Source organism: Pseudomonas sp. IB20, from assembly GCF_009707325.1.
Classification (GTDB): domain Bacteria; phylum Pseudomonadota; class Gammaproteobacteria; order Pseudomonadales; family Pseudomonadaceae; genus Aquipseudomonas.
Genome location: NZ_CP046103.1, coordinates 1,903,026 through 1,922,182 on the forward strand (window position 1 = coordinate 1,903,026; position 19,157 = coordinate 1,922,182).

A 19,157-nucleotide genomic window follows, 5' to 3' on the forward strand; every position below is an offset into this window, starting at 1 on the left:
GGCCGCGCTTGAGGGCGACAGGCGCCATTTTCTCGCGATCGAGTTCACCACACCCAACGCGATAGCGATGAGCACCTGCACGTACGGGGCTCCCAGCAGTTTTCTGATTGTCATTGTTATTATCTCGGTGCGTTGTTTTGGGCAAAACGAACCCGTCGCAGGCCATTGGCAGCCTGCGAGGCGGGTGTTTCAGGTCACGGGTTTACATGATTCAGGGCAATGGCTTCAGCGAAGAAAGGTCAGGACTTCGCCGAGCAACAATTCAGGGACTTCTTCGGCAAGATAGTGGCCGGCCGGCAGGGCTTTGCCACGCACGTCGGTGGCGACTTTCTGCCACTCCTTAAGCGGCTCGAAACAGCGCCCGACGGTGCCTTCGGCGCCCCACATCACCAGCAACGGCAGGTTCAAGGGGTTGCCGGCGTCGATGTCCGCCTGGTCGTGCTCAAGGTCGAGGCCGGCGGCGGCGCGATAGTCTTCGCAGATGCCGCGCGCAGTGCCCGGCAGTTGCAGGCAGCGCAGGTATTCGGCGAAGGCCTCATCGGTGAACGGCTTGAGCCCGGCACTGCGGCTGCCCATCACGCTGCGCAGGTACAGCTCGGGGTTGCTCTCGATCAAGGCTTCCGGCAACGGCGCCGGGCGGATCAGGAAGAACCAGTGCCAGTAGGCGCGGGCGAACGCTTCATCGGTCTGGGCGTACATCGATAGGGTCGGCGCGATATCCAGCAACACCATGCGTTGCACCGCCTTTGGATGGTCCAGCGCCAGGCGATGAGCAACGCGGGCGCCACGGTCGTGGGCCAGCACCGAGAACGTATCGAAGCCCAAGGCCTGCATCAGTTCGACGCCGTCGCGGGCCATTTCGCGTTTCGAGTAGTTTGTGTGCTGGTCATTGGCCGGCGGCTTGCTGCTGTCGCCATAACCGCGCAGGTCGGCCGCGACCACGGTGAAATGCTCGGCCAGCTGTTCGGCGACTTTGTGCCAGATGACGTGGGTTTGCGGGTGCCCGTGCAGCAGGAGCAGACCGGGACCTGTACCGCCTTGGCGGTAGCTGATGTCCACGCCATTGACGTGGCACTGGTCTTTTTGGAATCCGGCGAACATGGAATGGCTCCTTGTGATGATTGGCTGCATCCTGGAATCACCCGGCGTCGGGGGCAAGGGGGAAAGCGTGGAGGGGGTGTTCATGAAGTGTGTAGGAGCCTGCAAGCCGGGCTCTATCATTTCAAACAATGAGGACTCATGTGGGAGCTGGCTTGCCTGCGATGCAGACTACTCGGTCTGACAGATACACGGTGGCGATGCCATCGCAGCATAGGAGGTATCTACACATCTTTTTAGGGGTTGAATGCTTTGGTTGTCGCGGGGGGGCGCTGGGTACATATCCGTTATTTGGGTAACGGCTGCTATGGGTTCCGCTCTTACAGCGGGTCCCTGATATTTGAAACTGAACTCAATTTAATGTGGGAGCTGGCTTGCCTGCGATGGCATCAACTCGGTGTACCTGATGGACCGAGGTGTCTGCATCGCAGCGGTGCGGCGATCCGACAAGGCAGCTCCCACATTGATTGGGTTTTCACTTCAGTTTTTAGGTGGGCTCCAACAGCTGCGCCCCCGGGCCGCGCTCGCTGAGCTGATCCCCCTCATTACGCAACGGGCACGCTTCCAACGACAAACACCCACACCCGATACAGCCACTGAGCTTGTCGCGCAGCAGCATCAATTTGTTGATGCGATGATCCAGGTCCTCTCGCCACAGGGCCGACAACCGTTCCCAGTCTTCAGCGGTGGGCGTGCGTTCATTCGGTAACGTTTGCAAGGCCTCGCCAATCGTCGCCAGCGGTATGCCCAAACGCTGGGCGATCTTGATCACCACCACCCGCCGCAACACATCCCGTGGGTAACGCCGCTGGTTGCCGGCATTGCGATTGCTCTTGATCAGCCCCTTGGCTTCATAGAAATGCAGGGCCGTGACGGCCACGCCACTGCGGGCGGCCAATTGGCCGACGGTGAGTGCTTTGTTGAGCATGAAAAACTCCGAAACAATGCTTGACCTTGACTTAACTAGAGGTTTTACCCTGCGTGGCATCGAATCGCAAGATTCTGCCTACAGAAAGAGGGGAGTGTTCATGCAGGTATCAGAGAAAAATTGCGGCTTCACTCAATTGATCGAGTTTCAGATCGAGCCCCAGCAGCAGCGGGCGCTGGTGGCGGCGTTGTCGACCCAAAGCGAGCGCCTGGCCCAGGGCCATGGCGGCTTTATCAATGCGAGTGTGCAGGTCAGCGATGACGGGCGGCGGGTGCTCAATTACCTGCAATGGCGCTCGCGCGAGGAGGGCGAGGCGGCCTTTAAATGCTTTGAGCACGGTGAGGAAGACTTCTGGACGCTGATCCGCGCCCATCAGGCCACGGCGGTGACCTTCGGTTCGTTTCAAGTGCTGCGCAGCTTTGAGCGCAGCCATGACAATGCGTTGCACTGCCGCCTAAATGGATAGGTGCAACATGCGCTCGCCTTGCATGTTTTCTCCGGGGCGGCGCTTGTTCACCGCCAACTCGCCAATTTTGATCAAGCGGGTGCGCGTGACGTTGCGGCTCAGGCCCAGCAGGTTGGCGGTGTGCACTTGGTTGTAGTGGCTGAAGCGGTAGGCGGCGCGCAGTAATGCGTCCTCGACCTTTTCATGCAGCGCGCCGGCCTGTTCCTCGAAGAGCTTCTGAAAGGCGCGCGCCAGCAATGCTTCGGCGCTGTTGTCGGTGCCGTGCTGGCTGTCGTCCTGGCGCTCGATGCGCATGTTCGACAGGCGCAGATCATCGCGTTCGATCACGCCGTTACGGCAGATCAACAGGGTGTGGTGGATCACGTTTTCCAGCTCGCGAATATTGCCCGGCCAGCTGTAGCTCTTGAGCTTGTGCTCGGCCTCGCGGCTGATGGTGATCGGGCCGTAACCCAAGCGCTGGCTGTAGGCTTCGATGAAGTGGCGAGTCAGCGGCAGGATGTCGCCGGGGCGTTCGCGCAACGGGCTGAGTTCCAAGCTGACCACGTCGAGGCGGTAGTAGAGGTCTTCGCGGAAATGCCCGGCGTTGATGGCTTTTTCCAGCTGTACGTTGGTGGCGGCCAGTACGCGTACATCAATTGGAATACTCTTACGCGAACCCAGGCGCACCACTTCGCGCTCTTGCAATACGCGCAGCAGTTTGACCTGGATCGCCATCGGCAAATCGCCAATCTCATCGAGGAACAAGGTGCCGCCGTCGGCCTCTTCGAACCAGCCGGCCTTGGCGCTGAGGGCGCCGGTAAACGCGCCTTTTTCATGGCCGAACAGTTCAGCTTCCACCAGGGATTCAGAGAACGCGCCGCAGTTGACCGCCACAAACGGCCGGTTGCGCCGTGCACTGAGGTTATGGATGTGGCGCGCCACCAGCTCTTTACCGGTGCCGGTTTCGCCGATGATCAGCACGCTGGCTTCGCTGGGCGCCACTTGCTGGATGTGGTCGAGCAGCGCCTGGGATTTGGGGTCTTCGAAGACCTGGGCCGTAGCGCGGATCGAGGTCGCGAGGGCGGGCGAGGGCGGTAGGGTTAACAGCTGCATGGGCACCTCTCTTAGGAGTAGAACGTTGGAATCGGCAGGGACTGGTTCAAGGCCCAGTCCCCCAGTTCGTGGAGTTTGTAGTCCACCGGATCATGCAAGGTTTGCGTGCGCAGGTTGCGCCAGTGGCGATCCAGGCGCAGCGAGGCGTGGGTGGACCGCGCGCCGGTGACTTCAAACAGGCGGCTGCACAAATCCAGGCCTTGGCGGGTGGCGGCGACCTTAGCGATGGCAATCGCAATCGCCAATTGGCCGCGCTCGTGTTCGTTCAGGTTGGGGCCTTTGGCCCAGGCCTGGTCGAGCAGCTCGGCGGCGCGTTCCACCAGCAGGCGCACGCCTTCCAGCGCGACCCAGAACTCGCCGTAGTGGTGCAGCACGTAAGGGTCCTGGCGCACGTCGACGGCCGAGGATTTATGCCACGAACGGGTTTCGGTCAGGGTGTAATTGCGTGCTTCTTCAAAGGCGCCTTCGGCAATCCCGAGAAACATATGCGTGAACGTCAGTTGCGCGATCAGTGGGCGCAGGCAGGCGAAGGGCGTACTCAGCGGGCCTGGGTCGAGGAGCAATTCCGATTCCTCGACGCGCACCCGTTCAAAGCTGGCGCTGCCGCTGTCGGTCTGGCGTTGGCCGATGTTGTTCCAGTCGTTGTGCAAGGTGATGCCGCTGCGCCCGCTGGGAATGGCCGCGATCAGCAGTTTGCCGCCGGCGTTCTCATCCACCGCCGAGGCAATGAGCATTTCCGAGTCGCTGGCGCCGGAACAGAAGCTTTTTTTGCCGGAGAACTCACGCCAGCCGCCGAAATCCTTGACCACCGTACGGGTGTCCAGCGGGTTGAGGGCGTTGCCCCAGAACCAGTTTTTACGCGCGGTCTGTTCGAACCAGGGTTGCCATTGGTCCGGGCGCGCAAACAAGCGCACGGTGGCGAGCATCAAGTGGTGGAAGCCGAAGACATGGGCGATGGAGCTGTCGACCTTGGCGAATTCGCGCACGATGCCCAGGGTTTCGCTCCAGCGCGCGCCGAGGCCGCCGTATTGGGTGGGAATGCTCAGGGCCAGCAGGCCGCTGTGGCGCAGGGCGTCACGTTCGGCTTTGGGTGTACCGCCACGCTCGTCGCGCTCGACGGCAGTGAGGGCGAACTCGGCGGCCAGCAGTTTGGCGGTTTGCAGCGGCGAGGGCAGGACGCTGTGGGGTTTGGCTGTCACACGGTGTTCCTCAATGTCTATTTGGCAATGAAGCCCAAATGTGGGAGCTGGCTTGTCGAGTCGTCGCACCGCAGCGATGGCTCGCTGGCAAGCCCGGCTCCCACAGAAAAGCAGTTCCCACATAAAGCAGGCTTCACTGCACTCAGGCCTTCGTTTTTGGCAGCACATCATTGGCAATCATTTCGCCAAACGGGCCGGTGAGGTTGGTGATGCCGCGCCCGGCGAGGCTCGCGTAGGGTTCCGGCAGCAGCGGGAACACCAGTTCGGCAAAGCGATAGGCTTCTTCCAGGTGCGGGTAGCCGGAGAAGATGAAGCTCTCGATACCCAGGTCGGCGTATTCCTTGATGCGCTCGGCCACTTGCTGTGGGTTGCCTACCAATGCGGTGCCGGCGCCGCCGCGTACCAGGCCGACGCCGGCCCACAGGTTGGGGGCGATTTCCAGGTTGTCGCGGCGCCCGTCATGCAAGGCCGCCATGCGGCGCTGGCCTTCGGAGTCAAAGCGCGAGAAGGATTTTTGCGCGGCGGCGATGGTGTCGTCGCTGATGTGTTCGATCAGTTTGTCGGCGGCTTTCCAGGCGTCTTCTTCGGTTTCGCGCACGATCACGTGCAGGCGAATGCCGAACTTCACGGTGCGGCCGTGGCGTGCGGCGCGTTCACGTACATCCGCGAGCTTTTCCGCGACGGCGGCGGGCGGCTCGCCCCAGGTCAGGTACACGTCGACCTGCTCTGCGGCCAGGTCGTGGGCGGCGTCGGAAGAACCGCCGAAGTACAGTGGCGGATACGGCTTCTGCACCGGTGGGTAAAGGGCCTTGGCGTTCTGCACGCGCAGGTGTTTGCCTTCAAAATCTACCGATTCGCCCTGCAACACGCGGCGCCAGATCTGCAGGAATTCGTCGGAGACTTCGTAGCGTTCGCTGTGGTCGAGGAAACTGCCGTCGCCACGGTTTTCGTCGGGGTCGCCGCCGGTCACCACGTTGATCAGCAAGCGGCCGTTAGATAATCGGTCCAGTGTCGCAGCCATGCGCGCGGAGACGGTGGGCGAGATGATGCCCGGGCGAATGGCGACCAGGTAACGCAAACGTTCGGTCAGCGGCACCAACGCCGAGGCGATCACCCAGGAGTCTTCGCACGAACGCCCGGTAGGAATCAGCACGCCGTAGTAACCGAGGTTGTCCGCCGCTTGCGCGACTTGCTTCAGATAATTGAGGGTGACCGGGCGCGCGCCTTGGGTGGTGCCCAGGTAATGCCCGTCGCCATGCGTCGGCAGAAACCAAAAAACATCCATGACAAATCCTTAAGCGATTTTTAGCAGAGAGGGAGAGTGCGCGGCAAACAAAGGCGCTGCGCGTTCTGCGGCAAGGCGTATACGGCCCTTCAGGGGCTCACTGGTTATTTGGTAGTCGGTGAAGTCGGCTTCGGTGGCGTACTCGCCGATTGGCAAGGTCAGTGCCTGAAAGAAGCTGAACAGCGGCCGCAATTGGTGATCGAGGACCAACGCGTGGCGTTCGCTGCCGCCGGTTGCGGCGAGCAGTACTGGCGTGTTGATCAGCGAATTAAGACCGACCAGATCGAACAGGTGCTTGAGCAGGCCCGGGTAGGAGCCGCGATACACCGGTGCGGCGACGATCAGCAGGTCGGCCTGTTCGATGGCCAACAGTTGCGATTCGACCTGCGCCGGCAGCTCATCACGCGACAGGGCACCGCCCAAGGGCCGGGCAATGTCGCCCAGTTCGATCAATGTGGTCTCGATCGGCAGCAGGGTGGCCAGTTCGGCCAGCACGGCTTGGGTCAGCACCAGGGTACGCGACGGGCGCCAGGTTCCGCCGGACAGGGCAACGACATTCAGGGGACGGGTCATGAACAGTTCCTTTTTCAACAGGGCTACGTAGCGGGTGCAGTGCAAGGTGTTGAGCAAGAGCTGTACCAACGGCTAAAAGCCTTGATTGGCGTGGGCTGCAGGTTCCCTGCTGAAAAGTGAAGCTGTTGGCTGCTTGGTGTTTTGTTGAATGACTGTTGCCTGGGCAACAGTTGCGTGGCGAACAGTGTTGATTCGGCGTGAGGCCATTTATAGAGGGTTACGGTTATTCCGTAAATGAACGTATTTCCATATTTATAGATCTTAAATGAATATCAAGGGTTCGCTATCGCAGGTGTCTGAACGGTTGATAGCGACTATCACGGGCGATGATTTTTAACTGTGAAAGGGCGGGAGTAGCCTGTGTTCATTGACTCGAAACCTCCTTCGCAGGGCCTTCACCATGAACCACTTTCTGGCTGTTTCCTTAATAGTTGTCAGCGCCGTCCTCGCCGGTTGTGCGACTCATCCGTCACCTGAGTCGCGCCCCTACACCGCAGAAGAAACCAAGCAGCTTGCCTTGGAGGCGCTGAGCCGTCGCGGGCTGTCATTTGATGAATACCAACAGCAGCGTGCCGCACTGACGGGCCAGCCACACAAGCCCTTCGGCTTTGATCACCATGGCGAAATGAACGCCGAACGCAGTGTGGCCCTGCAGGGTCGTCCCAGTTGAGCCCGCGCTCAGCGGCAAAAAGCCCGAGGATTCCCTTAAGGAACCTCGGGCTTTTTGTTTGCCATGGGGCTACTTCAGCCTGTTAAGCTGAATTTCAGGAGCGTTCCTACGCACATTTAAATAAAGTGGTCCTTCTTTAATGGCATTCGATCGGTTAAACCTGACGACCTCTGTTCCGGTTGATGCCCCTGAGACGTTGCTCTCGGGAATACGCTCTGCGAGTCTTAAACGTCATGAATAAACGTCCGTTGTATTTCGACTACGCTGCCACCACGCCGGTGGATGAGCGGGTCATCCAAGTGATGGTCGAGTGTCTGGGCTTCAATGCCAATTTTGGTAATCCTGCATCCAGTTCCCATGCGTTCGGCCAAGCGGCCCGGCAAACGGTTGAACAGGCGCGGCGCCAGGTCGCCGAGTTGGTTGGGGCCAGCCCTGAGCAGATCGTCTGGACTTCCGGTGCGACTGAATCCAACAACCTTGCGATCAAGGGCGTGGCCCAGGCGCGTGGAGTGGCGGGCGGGCACATCATTACCAGCCAGATCGAGCATAAAGCCACGCTGGATACCGCACGGCAGTTGCAGGAAGCCGGGGTGGCCGTGACCTACCTGGTGCCGGACGCCGATGGGTTGATCAGCGCCGAGGCTGTGAGTGAAGCCTTGCGTGAGGACACCTTTCTGGTGTCGTTGATGCTGGTGAATAACGAACTGGGCACCTTGAACGACATTCCTGGCATCGGCGCGCGGGTGCGTGAACACGGCGCGTTGTTGCATGTGGACGCGGCGCAAGGTGCCGGCAAAGTGGCTATCAACCTGGCTGAATGGCCGGTGGACTTGATGTCGTTTTCCGCGCACAAGCTGTATGGCCCCAAGGGTATCGGCGCGCTGTATGTCGGCCCGCGGGCACAGCAGAAAGTCTTGGCGCAGATTCATGGCGGCGGCCACGAGGGCGGCTTGCGCTCCGGCACACTGGCGACGCACCAGATTGCAGGCATGGGCACTGCGTTCGCTCTGGCAGCGGCGTCTTTCGCTGAAGAAAAGGCCGCGATCGTCGCCTTGCGTCAGCGTCTGCTCGATCAGTTGGAATCGGTGGCGGGTGTGCGCCTCAATGGCAGCGCCACGCAGCGTATCCCGCATACTCTCAGCCTGACGTTCAGTGAAGGTGAATTCAATTCGGCCGCGCTGAGTGCAGGCATCGCTTTCTCGGCGACCTCGGCGTGCAACTCGGCGAGCAATGCGCCGTCCCACGTGCTTCTGGCCCTGGGCCATGACGCGCGCAGCGCGGGGCGTACCATTCGCTTGAGCCTGGGCCGATTTACCACCGAACAGGACATCGACCAAGCGGTGCAATTAATCAAGGCTGCCCTCGCCAGTGCACCGGCGTTCTGGGCGGTCTGATTTAACATTCGCAACCCATAACAATTATTAGTGGTTAGCAGGAGACACAATGAGTACGCAGCCTTTGACCCATGGAACGGTTCCCCAGCGCCTGGCGCATACCCGTGAACTGATGCGCCGCGAGGGCATCCACGCCCTGCTGGTGCCCTCGGCCGACCCGCACTTGTCCGAGTACTTGCCGGGTTACTGGCAGGGGCGACAATGGTTGTCGGGGTTCCATGGTTCAGTGGGCACATTGATTGTCACCGCAGATTTCGCCGGTGTGTGGGCCGATAGCCGTTATTGGGAACAGGCGACCAAGGAACTCAAGGGCAGTGGTATCGAGTTGGTGAAGTTGCAGCCCGGCCAACCCGGCCCGCTGGAATGGCTGGCCGAGCAAACCCCGGAAGGCGCCGTGGTGGCGGTGGACGGCGCGGTCATGGCCGTGGCCTCGGCGCGTACTTTGGGCGGCAAGCTGGCAGAGCGCGGCGCGCGTTTGCGTACCGATATCGATGTGCTCAATGAAGTCTGGCAAGACCGCCCGGCATTGCCGAACCAGCCGATCTATCAACACTTGCCGCCGCAGGCCACCGTCAGCCGTGGCGAGAAACTCGCCACGCTGCGCGCCAGTTTGAAAGAGAAGGGCGCCGACTGGCACTTCATCGCCACCCTGGATGACATCGCCTGGTTGTTCAACCTGCGTGGCGGCGATGTGTCGTTCAACCCGGTGTTTGTCTCGTTTGCCTTGATCAACCAGCAGCAGGCCACTTTGTTTGTGGCGCCGAGTAAGGTCGATGCCGAGTTGCGTACGGTGCTGGAGCAAGACGGTGTAACCCTGCGCGACTACAGCGAAGTGGCGGATGCGCTGCGTGCCGTGCCGAAGGGCGCGAGCCTGCAAGTCGACCCGGCGCGGGTGACGGCCGGTTTGCTGGAAAACCTCGATGCCGGCGTCAAGCTGGTCGAAGGGTTGAACCCGACCACCCTGGCCAAATCGCGCAAGAGCCTGGCGGACGCCGAGCATATCCGCCAAGCCATGGAGCAGGATGGCGCGGCGTTGTGCGAATTCTTCGCTTGGCTGGACAGTGCGCTGGGCCGTGAGCGCATCACCGAGCTGACCATTGATGAACACCTGACGGCCGCGCGTACCCGTCGTCCGGGTTATGTGTCGCTGAGTTTCAATACAATTGCTGCATTCAACGCCAACGGCGCGATGCCGCACTACCACGCCACCGAAGAAGAGCACGCGCTGATCGAAGGCGATGGCTTGCTGCTGATCGACTCGGGCGGCCAGTACCTGGGCGGCACCACGGACATCACGCGGATGGTGCCGATCGGCGCGCCGAGCGAAGAGCAGAAGCGCGACTGCACGCGTGTGCTTAAGGGCGTGATTGCTCTGTCGCGCGCGCACTTCCCCAAGGGCATTCTGTCGCCGCTGCTGGACGCCATTGCGCGTGCGCCGATCTGGGCTGAAGGCGTGGACTACGGCCATGGTACCGGTCACGGTGTAGGTTATTTCTTGAATGTGCACGAAGGCCCACAGGTGATCGCTTATCAGGCCGCCATTACGCCGCAAACGGCTATGCAGCCAGGCATGATTACGTCGATTGAGCCGGGTACTTATCGCCCAGGCCGTTGGGGGGTGCGCATCGAGAACCTGGTGTTGAACCGTGAAGCGGGCAAGACCGAGTTTGGTGAGTTCCTTAAGTTTGAAACCCTGACCTTGTGCCCAATCGATACCCGTTGCCTGGAACCGTCGCTGCTGACGGCGGACGAGCGCGAGTGGTTCAACGCCTACCACGCTGAGGTCCGAGAGCGTTTGAGCCCGTTGCTCAGCGGTGCCGCGCTGGAATGGTTGCAGGTGCGTACTGCGGCTATTTGATCGGCTGCAGTTCGGGGGGGGCCGGCGGTATCAGGATTGCGTTGGCCGACCTCTAGCTGAGGGCTTCGCGCACAAAATCCAGACGGTCCTGACCGAAGAACAGCTGGTTGCCTACAAACATACTGGGCGCACCGAACACGCCGCGTTGAATGGCTTGTTCGGTGGTGTCCTTGAGTGCAGCTTTTACGCTTTCGTCATTCGCCAGGCCCAGCACCTCTTCGGGGTTAAAGCCCGCTTCGGTCAGCACCGAGGCCACGACAGCAGGATCGCCCAAGTGGCGACTTTCGACCCATAGGGCGCGGAACAGGCAGTCGATGATGTCTTGGAAACGCTCGGGTTGGCGCATTTGGATGCCAGTCACCGCACGCATCAGTACCAGGGTGTTGATGGGGAAGTGCGGGTTGAACTTGAGCGTCACGTTGTAGCGTTGGGCGTATCGCGCCAGGTCATTAAACATGTAACGACCTTTGGCAGGGATGGTGATCGGTGAGGCATTGCCGGTGGCTTTGAATACGCCGCCCAACAGCATTGGTTGATAAACCAGCTGTGTGCCGGTTTCGGCACACAGGGCGGGGAGTTGGGTGTACGCCAGGTAAGTGGCGGGGCTGCCGAGGTCAAAGAAGAATTCCAGGGTTTTACTCATGGTCGAGGCTCGCTGCTTATTGTTATGGAGGCGTGCTTACCAGGGTTCATTCCAGGGGCGCAGGTCCAGCTCGAAGGTCCAGGCGTCGCGGGGCTGGGTGTGCAGGTACCAATAGTTGTCGGCGATGTGTTCGGGATTGAGGATGCCGTCCTGATCTTTCTGGGCGTATTTTTGTGGGAAATTGTCGCGAATGAAGTCCGTGTCGATGGCACCGTCGATCACCACATGGGCGACGTGGATATTCATGGGCCCGAGTTCTCGCGCCATGCTTTGCGCGAGCGCTCGGATGCCGTGCTTGGCGCCGGCGAAGGCAGCAAAACCTGCACTACCGCGCAAGCCTGCTGTCGCACCCGTGAACAAGAGGGTGCCACGGTTGCGCGTGACCATCCGTTTGGCCACTTCGCGCGCGTTCAGGAAGCCGGAGAAGCAGGCCATCTCCCATATCTTGAAGTACTTGCGCGCTGTTTCTTCGAGGATGCTGCACGGCACATTGGCGCCGATGTTGAAGACGAATGCTTCGATGGGGCCTAGTTCGGTTTCGATCTGCTCGATCAGCGCGATGACGTCGTCTTCTTTGCGCGCATCGCAGGCAAAGCCATGAGCTTGGCCACCCGCTGCCTGGATGCTGTCCACCAAGGGCTGCAGCTTGTCGGCGCTGCGGCGGGTGACGCAGGCTATGTAACCCTCGCGGGCGAAGCGCTTGGCGATGGCGCCGCCGGTGGCGTCACCGGCACCCACTACCAGTACGATTTTCGGGTTGTCTGTCATGGTAACTCCGTTGCTCAGTCGTCGAGCAGGAGTGTAGACGCAGCGTCGAAAATGGCCGGGGCGATGTCAGAAATTTTAGAAGGGGGAGCAGTCGCAATTGACTGCTCGGGCGGTCATTTACAGATGACGATCATGCTGCGGCTGGTATAGCCGGCAGGGTTGAGGCCGAAAGGGTAGTCGCCAGGTTCTTCGGAGTTGTCACCCGACTTGGCGATAACCCGGTAGCCCTTGGCACCACATGAATTGGTTGCACTGGTGTAGCACTGGTCCCAGGAGGAGGACAGCCCGGAACAGTTGATATGCAGCCCTTTTTTGCCCCGTTTCACTTCTGTTTTGGTGGTCGCTGCACAGCCAGCAATGCCTACGACCAATAACAGTATCAAAATTCGCTTCATTCCCGTCCTTAATAGCCGCTTCGCAAAAAGGCGCTAGGCAGGCTTTACTCGCTCTCGATTGTAGCGTTCAGGCGTCCTTGTCGAAACTCTCCATGAATGACATTCGTTTGCGACTTAAACATGGCCTAAATGAGCGGCAAATACTAGAGCTACCTTTAAAGATGATCAGTCCGCCGGCACCAAGGGTTTGGATTCGTTGCGCATCGTCAGTGTGGCGCCTACTGAGGCCAAAATAATGCACGCGATGGCCAGCCATTGTGCCAGGGACAAATGTTCCTGCAGGAAGAACAGACCGGAAAGCGCGCCGAATGCGGGTTCGATACTCATCAGGGTGCCGAAGGTGCGGGCAGGAAGGCGAGTGAGCGCGACCATTTCCAGGGTGTAGGGCAAGGCCGTGGAGAGAATGGCGACACCAATCGCCACGGGGATCAATGCGGGCGTGAGTAGAGCGGAGCCAGCATGCACGATGCCGATGGGGGCGACAAACAAAGCGGCGATCATTACACCGAGAGCCGCAGTTTGGACGCCATTGTCATTGCCGGCCTTCTGACCGAACAGGATGTACAACGCCCAGCAAACACCGGCACCCAGTGCGTAGGCTGCACCGGTCAAGTCGATGCCGCTGTTGGCTTCCCCAATTGGGATTAATAAAAGAAGGCCAGCGATTGCGAGGCCAATCCACAGAAAGTCCACTGCTCGGCGCGAAGCGTAGATAGCAACGGCGAGTGGGCCTGTGAATTCGAGCGCTACCGCGATGCCCAGTGGCACTGTGCGCAAGGACATATAGAAGAGAAAGTTCATACCGCCCAGTGCCATGCCATAGATGACGACGGTGCGCAGGGACTTGGCCGTCAGCTTGGCGCGCCAGGGGCGTAACAGAAGCAGCATAATCGCACTGGCGAAAATCAGTCGCAGGGTCGTGGTGCCCTGTGCGCCGACGATGGGGAACATGCTCTTGGCCAGCGAAGCGCCCGACTGGATAGAGGCCATGGCGATCAACAGCAGGCCGACAGGAAACAATGCCGAGGCCAGGCTGCGGGGTGGGGTGCTCATTGGGGGTGTTCGTCCGAAGTCATAGTAGAGAAGAAGCAGAAGGCCTATGATGCTTAACAGTTGAGTTTTGAGCAATATATTGCTCAGCTGGCTCTGTTTGACTCTCTATATAGAAGGGATGTGTAGGTTTTCTGACTGTTTGATAGGAAATCCAAATTAAGGGTTGACGGCAGATTCTGGAAGTCTATAATTCGCCCCACTTCCGGCGCAGTCGAAACGGAAAACTCCTTGGTAAACAAAGAGTTATGAAGAATTCGACAGCGGCTTGCTTCAGTTCATCGAAGCCCAGAAGGAGTTGGTAGAGCAGTGTTGTTTGGCTCTATTAACGTTTCGATCTTCTCGGTCGAAAGCGGAGAAAAAGAGGTGTTGACAGCAGCGTGTAACGCTGTAGAATTCGCCTCCCGCTAACGAGAGATCGGAGGCGCAAGTGGTTGAAGTTGTTGAAGAAATCTTCGAAGACTTCTGAAAATAATCACTTGACAGTAAATGAGGCTGCTGTAGAATGCGCGCCTCGGTTGAGACGAAAGATCTTAACCAACCGCTCTTTAACAACTGAATCAAGCAATTCGTGTGGGTGCTTGTGGAGTCAGACTGATAGTCAACAAGATTATCAGCATCACAAGTTGCTCCGCGAGAAATCAAAGATGTAACCAACGATTGCTGAGCCAAGTTTAGGGTTTCTTAAAAACCCAAAGATGTTTGAACTGAAGAGTTTGATCATGGCTCAGATTGAACGCTGGCGGCAGGCCTAACACATGCAAGTCGAGCGGTAGAGAGAAGCTTGCTTCTCTTGAGAGCGGCGGACGGGTGAGTAATGCCTAGGAATCTGCCTGGTAGTGGGGGATAACGTTCGGAAACGGACGCTAATACCGCATACGTCCTACGGGAGAAAGCAGGGGACCTTCGGGCCTTGCGCTATCAGATGAGCCTAGGTCGGATTAGCTAGTTGGTGAGGTAATGGCTCACCAAGGCTACGATCCGTAACTGGTCTGAGAGGATGATCAGTCACACTGGAACTGAGACACGGTCCAGACTCCTACGGGAGGCAGCAGTGGGGAATATTGGACAATGGGCGAAAGCCTGATCCAGCCATGCCGCGTGTGTGAAGAAGGTCTTCGGATTGTAAAGCACTTTAAGTTGGGAGGAAGAGCAGTTATTGTTTTGACGTTACCGACAGAATAAGCACCGGCTAACTCTGTGCCAGCAGCCGCGGTAATACAGAGGGTGCAAGCGTTAATCGGAATTACTGGGCGTAAAGCGCGCGTAGGTGGTTTGTTAAGTTGGATGTGAAATCCCCGGGCTCAACCTGGGAACTGCATTCAAAACTGACTGACTAGAGTATGGTAGAGGGTGGTGGAATTTCCTGTGTAGCGGTGAAATGCGTAGATATAGGAAGGAACACCAGTGGCGAAGGCGACCACCTGGACAATACTGACACTGAGGTGCGAAAGCGTGGGGAGCAAACAGGATTAGATACCCTGGTAGTCCACGCCGTAAACGATGTCAACTAGCCGTTGGGAGCCTTGAGCTCTTAGTGGCGCAGCTAACGCATTAAGTTGACCGCCTGGGGAGTACGGCCGCAAGGTTAAAACTCAAATGAATTGACGGGGGCCCGCACAAGCGGTGGAGCATGTGGTTTAATTCGAAGCAACGCGAAGAACCTTACCAGGCCTTGACATCCAATGAACTTTCTAGAGATAGATTGGTGCCTTCGGGAACATTGAGACAGGTGCTGCATGGCTGTCGTCAGCTCGTGTCGTGAGATGTTGGGTTAAGTCCCGTAACGAGCGCAACCCTTGTCCTTAGTTACCAGCACGTAATGGTGGGCACTCTAAGGAGACTGCCGGTGACAAACCGGAGGAAGGTGGGGATGACGTCAAGTCATCATGGCCCTTACGGCCTGGGCTACACACGTGCTACAATGGTCGGTACAGAGGGTTGCCAAGCCGCGAGGTGGAGCTAATCCCAAAAACCGATCGTAGTCCGGATCGCAGTCTGCAACTCGACTGCGTGAAGTCGGAATCGCTAGTAATCGCGAATCAGAATGTCGCGGTGAATACGTTCCCGGGCCTTGTACACACCGCCCGTCACACCATGGGAGTGGGTTGCACCAGAAGTAGCTAGTCTAACCTTCGGGAGGACGGTTACCACGGTGTGATTCATGACTGGGGTGAAGTCGTAACAAGGTAGCCGTAGGGGAACCTGCGGCTGGATCACCTCCTTAATCGACGACATCAGCTGCTCCATAAGTTCCCACACGAATTGCTTGATTCATTGAAGAAGACGATAAGAAGCAGCCCGAAATTGGGTCTGTAGCTCAGTTGGTTAGAGCGCACCCCTGATAAGGGTGAGGTCGGCAGTTCGAATCTGCCCAGACCCACCAATTTTGTGTGGGAAACGCCTGTAGAAATACGGGGCCATAGCTCAGCTGGGAGAGCGCCTGCCTTGCACGCAGGAGGTCAACGGTTCGATCCCGTTTGGCTCCACCACTACTGCTTCTGAAAGTTTTGAAAGCTTAGAAATGAGCATTCCATCGATGGTGAATGTTGATTTCTAGTCTTTGATTAGATCGTTCTTTAAAAATTTGGGTATGTGATAGAAAGATAGACTGAACGTTACTTTCACTGGTAACGGATCAGGCTAAGGTAAAATTTGTGAGTTACTCGTAATTGAGTATTATCGAATTTTCGGCGAATGTTGTCTTCACAGTATAACCAGATTGCTTGGGGTTATATGGTCAAGTGAAGAAGCGCATACGGTGGATGCCTTGGCAGTCAGAGGCGATGAAAGACGTGGTAGCCTGCGAAAAGCTTCGGGGAGTCGGCAAACAGACTTTGATCCGGAGATGTCTGAATGGGGGAACCCAGCCATCATAAGATGGTTATCTTACGCTGAATACATAGGCGTAAGAGGCGAACCAGGGGAACTGAAACATCTAAGTACCCTGAGGAAAAGAAATCAACCGAGATTCCCTTAGTAGTGGCGAGCGAACGGGGACTAGCCCTTAAGTGGCTTTGAGATTAGCGGAACGCTCTGGAAAGTGCGGCCATAGTGGGTGATAGCCCTGTACGCGAAAATCTCTTAGTCATGAAATCGAGTAGGACGGAGCACGAGAAACTTTGTCTGAATATGGGGGGACCATCCTCCAAGGCTAAATACTACTGACTGACCGATAGTGAACTAGTACCGTGAGGGAAAGGCGAAAAGAACCCCGGAGAGGGGAGTGAAATAGATCCTGAAACCGTATGCGTACAAGCAGTGGGAGCCCACTTTGTTGGGTGACTGCGTACCTTTTGTATAATGGGTCAGCGACTTATTTTCAGTGGCGAGCTTAACCGAATAGGGGAGGCGTAGCGAAAGCGAGTCTTAATAGGGCGTCTAGTCGCTGGGAATAGACCCGAAACCGGGCGATCTATCCATGGGCAGGTTGAAGGTTGGGTAACACTAACTGGAGGACCGAACCGACTACCGTTGAAAAGTTAGCGGATGACCTGTGGATCGGAGTGAAAGGCTAATCAAGCTCGGAGATAGCTGGTTCTCCTCGAAAGCTATTTAGGTAGCGCCTCATGTATCACTGTAGGGGGTAGAGCACTGTTTCGGCTAGGGGGTCATCCCGACTTACCAAACCGATGCAAACTCCGAATACCTACAAGTGCCGAGCATGGGAGACACACGGCGGGTGCTAACGTCCGTCGTGAAAAGGGAAACAACCCAGACCGTCAGCTAAGGTCCCAAAGTTATGGTTAAGTGGGAAACGATGTGGGAAGGCTTAGACAGCTAGGAGGTTGGCTTAGAAGCAGCCACCCTTTAAAGAAAGCGTAATAGCTCACTAGTCGAGTCGGCCTGCGCGGAAGATGTAACGGGGCTCAAACCATACACCGAAGCTACGGGTATCACTTAGGTGATGCGGTAGAGGAGCGTTCTGTAAGCCTGTGAAGGTGAGTTGAGAAGCTTGCTGGAGGTATCAGAAGTGCGAATGCTGACATGAGTAACGACAATGGGTGTGAAAAACACCCACGCCGAAAGACCAAGGTTTCCTGCGCAACGTTAATCGACGCAGGGTTAGTCGGTCCCTAAGGCGAGGCTGAAAAGCGTAGTCGATGGAAAACAGGTTAATATTCCTGTACTTCTGGTTATTGCGATGGAGGGACGGAGAAGGCTAGGCCAGCTTGGCGTTGGTTGTCCAAGTTTAAGGTGGTAGGCTGGAATCTTAGGTAAATCCGGGATTCTAAGGCCGAGAGCTGATGACGAGTTAACTTTTAGTTAACGAAGTGGTTGATGCCATGCTTCCAAGAAAAGCTTCTAAGCTTCAGGTAACCAGGAACCGTACCCCAAACCGACACAGGTGGTTGGGTAGAGAATACCAAGGCGCTTGAGAGAACTCGGGTGAAGGAACTAGGCAAAATGGCACCGTAACTTCGGGAGAAGGTGCGCCGGTGAGGGTGAAGGACTTGCTCCGTAAGCTCATGCCGGTCGAAGATACCAGGCCGCTGCGACTGTTTATTAAAAACACAGCACTCTGCAAACACGAAAGTGGACGTATAGGGTGTGACGCCTGCCCGGTGCCGGAAGGTTAATTGATGGGGTTAGCTAACGCGAAGCTCTTGATCGAAGCCCCGGTAAACGGCGGCCGTAACTATAACGGTCCTAAGGTAGCGAAATTCCTTGTCGGGTAAGTTCCGACCTGCACGAATGGCGTAACGATGGCGGCGCTGTCTCCACCCGAGACTCAGTGAAATTGAAATCGCTGTGAAGATGCAGTGTATCCGCGGCTAGACGGAAAGACCCCGTGAACCTTTACTATAGCTTTGCACTGGACTTTGAATTTGCTTGTGTAGGATAGGTGGGAGGCTTTGAAGCGTGGACGCCAGTTCGCGTGGAGCCAACCTTGAAATACCACCCTGGCAACTTTGAGGTTCTAACTCAGGTCCGTTATCCGGATCGAGGACAGTGTATGGTGGGTAGTTTGACTGGGGCGGTCTCCTCCTAAAGAGTAACGGAGGAGTACGAAGGTGCGCTCAGACCGGTCGGAAATCGGTCGTAGAGTATAAAGGCAAAAGCGCGCTTGACTGCGAGACAGACACGTCGAGCAGGTACGAAAGTAGGTCTTAGTGATCCGGTGGTTCTGTATGGAAGGGCCATCGCTCAACGGATAAAAGGTACTCCGGGGATAACAGGCTGATACCGCCCAAGAGTTCATATCGACGGCGGTGTTTGGCACCTCGATGTCGGCTCATCACATCCTGGGGCTGAAGCCGGTCCCAAGGGTATGGCTGTTCGCCATTTAAAGTGGTACGCGAGCTGGGTTTAGAACGTCGTGAGACAGTTCGGTCCCTATCTGCCGTGGACGTTTGAGATTTGAGAGGGGCTGCTCCTAGTACGAGAGGACCGGAGTGGACGAACCTCTGGTGTTCCGGTTGTCACGCCAGTGGCATTGCCGGGTAGCTATGTTCGGAATAGATAACCGCTGAAAGCATCTAAGCGGGAAACTAGCCTCAAGATGAGATCTCACTGGGACCTTGAGTCCCCTGAAGGGCCGTCGAAGACTACGACGTTGATAGGTTGGGTGTGTAAGCGCTGTGAGGCGTTGAGCTAACCAATACTAATTGCCCGTGAGGCTTGACCATATAACACCCAAGCAATTTGACTACTTCGGACTTGGAAACAAGTAGAAGCATCAGATTGCGGTGTGTGAAGACGATAGAACCGAAAGTTCGATCTCACAAAACACCGAA

At 57.4% G+C, this 19,157-nt stretch carries 14 protein-coding genes, 2 tRNA genes and 2 rRNA genes; 8 read left to right on the plus strand and 10 right to left on the minus strand.

The features are described from left to right. Window positions 1-225: 225 nt before the first annotated feature. Together GJU48_RS08925 and soxR are read right to left on the minus strand one after the other, a co-directional pair. Window positions 226-1,101, minus strand: a complete 876-nt coding sequence (locus tag GJU48_RS08925; protein WP_094953810.1) for an alpha/beta fold hydrolase — start codon at window positions 1,099-1,101, stop codon at window positions 226-228. A 484-nt stretch (window positions 1,102-1,585) separates the two neighbouring features. After that, window positions 1,586-2,026, minus strand: coding sequence for a redox-sensitive transcriptional activator SoxR (soxR, locus tag GJU48_RS08930; RefSeq protein WP_094953504.1), 441 nt, complete (start codon window positions 2,024-2,026; stop codon window positions 1,586-1,588). 100 nt (window positions 2,027-2,126) lie between these two features. Here soxR and GJU48_RS08935 point away from each other — a divergent pair, with 100 nt between their 5' ends. Then, window positions 2,127-2,492, plus strand: coding sequence for an antibiotic biosynthesis monooxygenase (locus tag GJU48_RS08935; protein ID WP_094953505.1), 366 nt, complete (start codon window positions 2,127-2,129; stop codon window positions 2,490-2,492). Here the strand turns inward: GJU48_RS08935 and GJU48_RS08940 are convergent. From GJU48_RS08940 to msuE, 4 genes are all read right to left on the minus strand, one after another. Further along, on the minus strand, window positions 2,481-3,584 hold the full coding sequence (locus tag GJU48_RS08940) for a sigma-54 interaction domain-containing protein (RefSeq protein WP_094953506.1): 1,104 nt from the start codon (window positions 3,582-3,584) through the stop codon (window positions 2,481-2,483). The two genes, GJU48_RS08935 and GJU48_RS08940, sit on opposite strands and share 12 nt — an antisense overlap. Before the next feature lie 11 nt (window positions 3,585-3,595). Then, window positions 3,596-4,783, minus strand: a complete 1,188-nt coding sequence (locus tag GJU48_RS08945; protein ID WP_094953507.1) for an acyl-CoA dehydrogenase family protein — start codon at window positions 4,781-4,783, stop codon at window positions 3,596-3,598. Window positions 4,784-4,925: 142 nt separating this feature from the next. After that, window positions 4,926-6,068: an FMNH2-dependent alkanesulfonate monooxygenase gene (gene ssuD / locus GJU48_RS08950; RefSeq protein WP_094953508.1), complete on the minus strand. Its 1,143-nt coding sequence runs from the start codon at window positions 6,066-6,068 to the stop codon at window positions 4,926-4,928. A 9-nt stretch (window positions 6,069-6,077) separates the two neighbouring features. Beyond that, window positions 6,078-6,641, minus strand: a complete 564-nt coding sequence (gene msuE / locus GJU48_RS08955; RefSeq protein WP_094953516.1) for an FMN reductase — start codon at window positions 6,639-6,641, stop codon at window positions 6,078-6,080. A 400-nt stretch (window positions 6,642-7,041) separates the two neighbouring features. Between msuE and GJU48_RS08960 the strand changes: the two genes are divergently transcribed. From GJU48_RS08960 to GJU48_RS08970, 3 genes are all read left to right on the plus strand, one after another. Then, window positions 7,042-7,311, plus strand: coding sequence for a hypothetical protein (locus GJU48_RS08960; protein WP_094953509.1), 270 nt, complete (start codon window positions 7,042-7,044; stop codon window positions 7,309-7,311). A 233-nt stretch (window positions 7,312-7,544) separates the two neighbouring features. After that, the gene (locus GJU48_RS08965; protein WP_094953510.1) at window positions 7,545-8,705 is read left to right on the plus strand and encodes a cysteine desulfurase family protein; all 1,161 of its coding nucleotides are present in this window, start codon (window positions 7,545-7,547) and stop codon (window positions 8,703-8,705) included. A gap of 49 nt (window positions 8,706-8,754) precedes the next feature. Then, a complete protein-coding gene (locus GJU48_RS08970; protein ID WP_094953511.1) occupies window positions 8,755-10,563 on the plus strand; it encodes an aminopeptidase P family protein in 1,809 nt (602 codons plus the stop codon). Between the two features lie 52 nt (window positions 10,564-10,615). Here the strand turns inward: GJU48_RS08970 and GJU48_RS08975 are convergent, their stop codons facing one another. From GJU48_RS08975 to rhtA, 4 genes are all read right to left on the minus strand, one after another. Beyond that, complete coding sequence (locus GJU48_RS08975) at window positions 10,616-11,206, minus strand: 2-hydroxychromene-2-carboxylate isomerase (RefSeq protein ID WP_094953512.1); 591 nt, start codon at window positions 11,204-11,206, stop codon at window positions 10,616-10,618. 36 nt (window positions 11,207-11,242) lie between these two features. Further along, entirely contained in the window at window positions 11,243-11,974 is a 732-nt protein-coding gene (locus tag GJU48_RS08980; RefSeq protein WP_094953513.1) for an SDR family oxidoreductase, read from the minus strand. Between the two features lie 113 nt (window positions 11,975-12,087). Continuing rightward, entirely contained in the window at window positions 12,088-12,369 is a 282-nt protein-coding gene (locus GJU48_RS08985) for a hypothetical protein (protein ID WP_094953514.1), read from the minus strand. A 165-nt stretch (window positions 12,370-12,534) separates the two neighbouring features. Further along, complete coding sequence (gene rhtA / locus GJU48_RS08990; protein WP_094953515.1) at window positions 12,535-13,422, minus strand: threonine/homoserine exporter RhtA; 888 nt, start codon at window positions 13,420-13,422, stop codon at window positions 12,535-12,537. Window positions 13,423-14,123: 701 nt separating this feature from the next. Between rhtA and GJU48_RS08995 the strand changes: the two genes are divergently transcribed. The 4 genes from GJU48_RS08995 (at window position 14,124) to GJU48_RS09010 (ending at window position 19,049) form a co-directional block, all read left to right on the plus strand. Continuing rightward, window positions 14,124-15,646, plus strand: a 16S ribosomal RNA gene (locus GJU48_RS08995). 82 nt (window positions 15,647-15,728) lie between these two features. Then, window positions 15,729-15,805, plus strand: a tRNA-Ile gene (locus GJU48_RS09000). A gap of 30 nt (window positions 15,806-15,835) precedes the next feature. After that, a tRNA-Ala gene (locus GJU48_RS09005) sits at window positions 15,836-15,911 on the plus strand. 246 nt (window positions 15,912-16,157) lie between these two features. Next, a 23S ribosomal RNA gene (locus GJU48_RS09010) occupies window positions 16,158-19,049 on the plus strand. The 16S and 23S rRNA genes sit together here with 2 tRNA genes alongside, the layout of an rRNA operon. Window positions 19,050-19,157 lie beyond the last annotated feature (108 nt).

Bases quoted from the DNA above. Each gene is read 5' to 3' on its own strand.
- GJU48_RS08925 (WP_094953810.1), bottom strand. From the start codon at position 1,101: ATGTTCGCCGGATTCCAAAAAGACCAGTGCCACGTCAATGGCGTGGAC.
- GJU48_RS08985 (WP_094953514.1), bottom strand. From the start codon at position 12,369: ATGAAGCGAATTTTGATACTGTTATTGGTCGTAGGCATTGCTGGCTGT.
- GJU48_RS08980 (WP_094953513.1), bottom strand. From the start codon at position 11,974: ATGACAGACAACCCGAAAATCGTACTGGTAGTGGGTGCCGGTGACGCC.
- GJU48_RS08970 (WP_094953511.1), top strand. From the start codon at position 8,755: ATGAGTACGCAGCCTTTGACCCATGGAACGGTTCCCCAGCGCCTGGCG.
- GJU48_RS08960 (WP_094953509.1), top strand. From the start codon at position 7,042: ATGAACCACTTTCTGGCTGTTTCCTTAATAGTTGTCAGCGCCGTCCTC.
- soxR (WP_094953504.1), bottom strand. From the start codon at position 2,026: ATGCTCAACAAAGCACTCACCGTCGGCCAATTGGCCGCCCGCAGTGGC.
- GJU48_RS08975 (WP_094953512.1), bottom strand. From the start codon at position 11,206: ATGAGTAAAACCCTGGAATTCTTCTTTGACCTCGGCAGCCCCGCCACT.
- GJU48_RS08965 (WP_094953510.1), top strand. From the start codon at position 7,545: ATGAATAAACGTCCGTTGTATTTCGACTACGCTGCCACCACGCCGGTG.
- GJU48_RS08935 (WP_094953505.1), top strand. From the start codon at position 2,127: ATGCAGGTATCAGAGAAAAATTGCGGCTTCACTCAATTGATCGAGTTT.
- ssuD (WP_094953508.1), bottom strand. From the start codon at position 6,068: ATGGATGTTTTTTGGTTTCTGCCGACGCATGGCGACGGGCATTACCTG.
- rhtA (WP_094953515.1), bottom strand. From the start codon at position 13,422: ATGAGCACCCCACCCCGCAGCCTGGCCTCGGCATTGTTTCCTGTCGGC.
- GJU48_RS08940 (WP_094953506.1), bottom strand. From the start codon at position 3,584: ATGCAGCTGTTAACCCTACCGCCCTCGCCCGCCCTCGCGACCTCGATC.
- msuE (WP_094953516.1), bottom strand. From the start codon at position 6,641: ATGACCCGTCCCCTGAATGTCGTTGCCCTGTCCGGCGGAACCTGGCGC.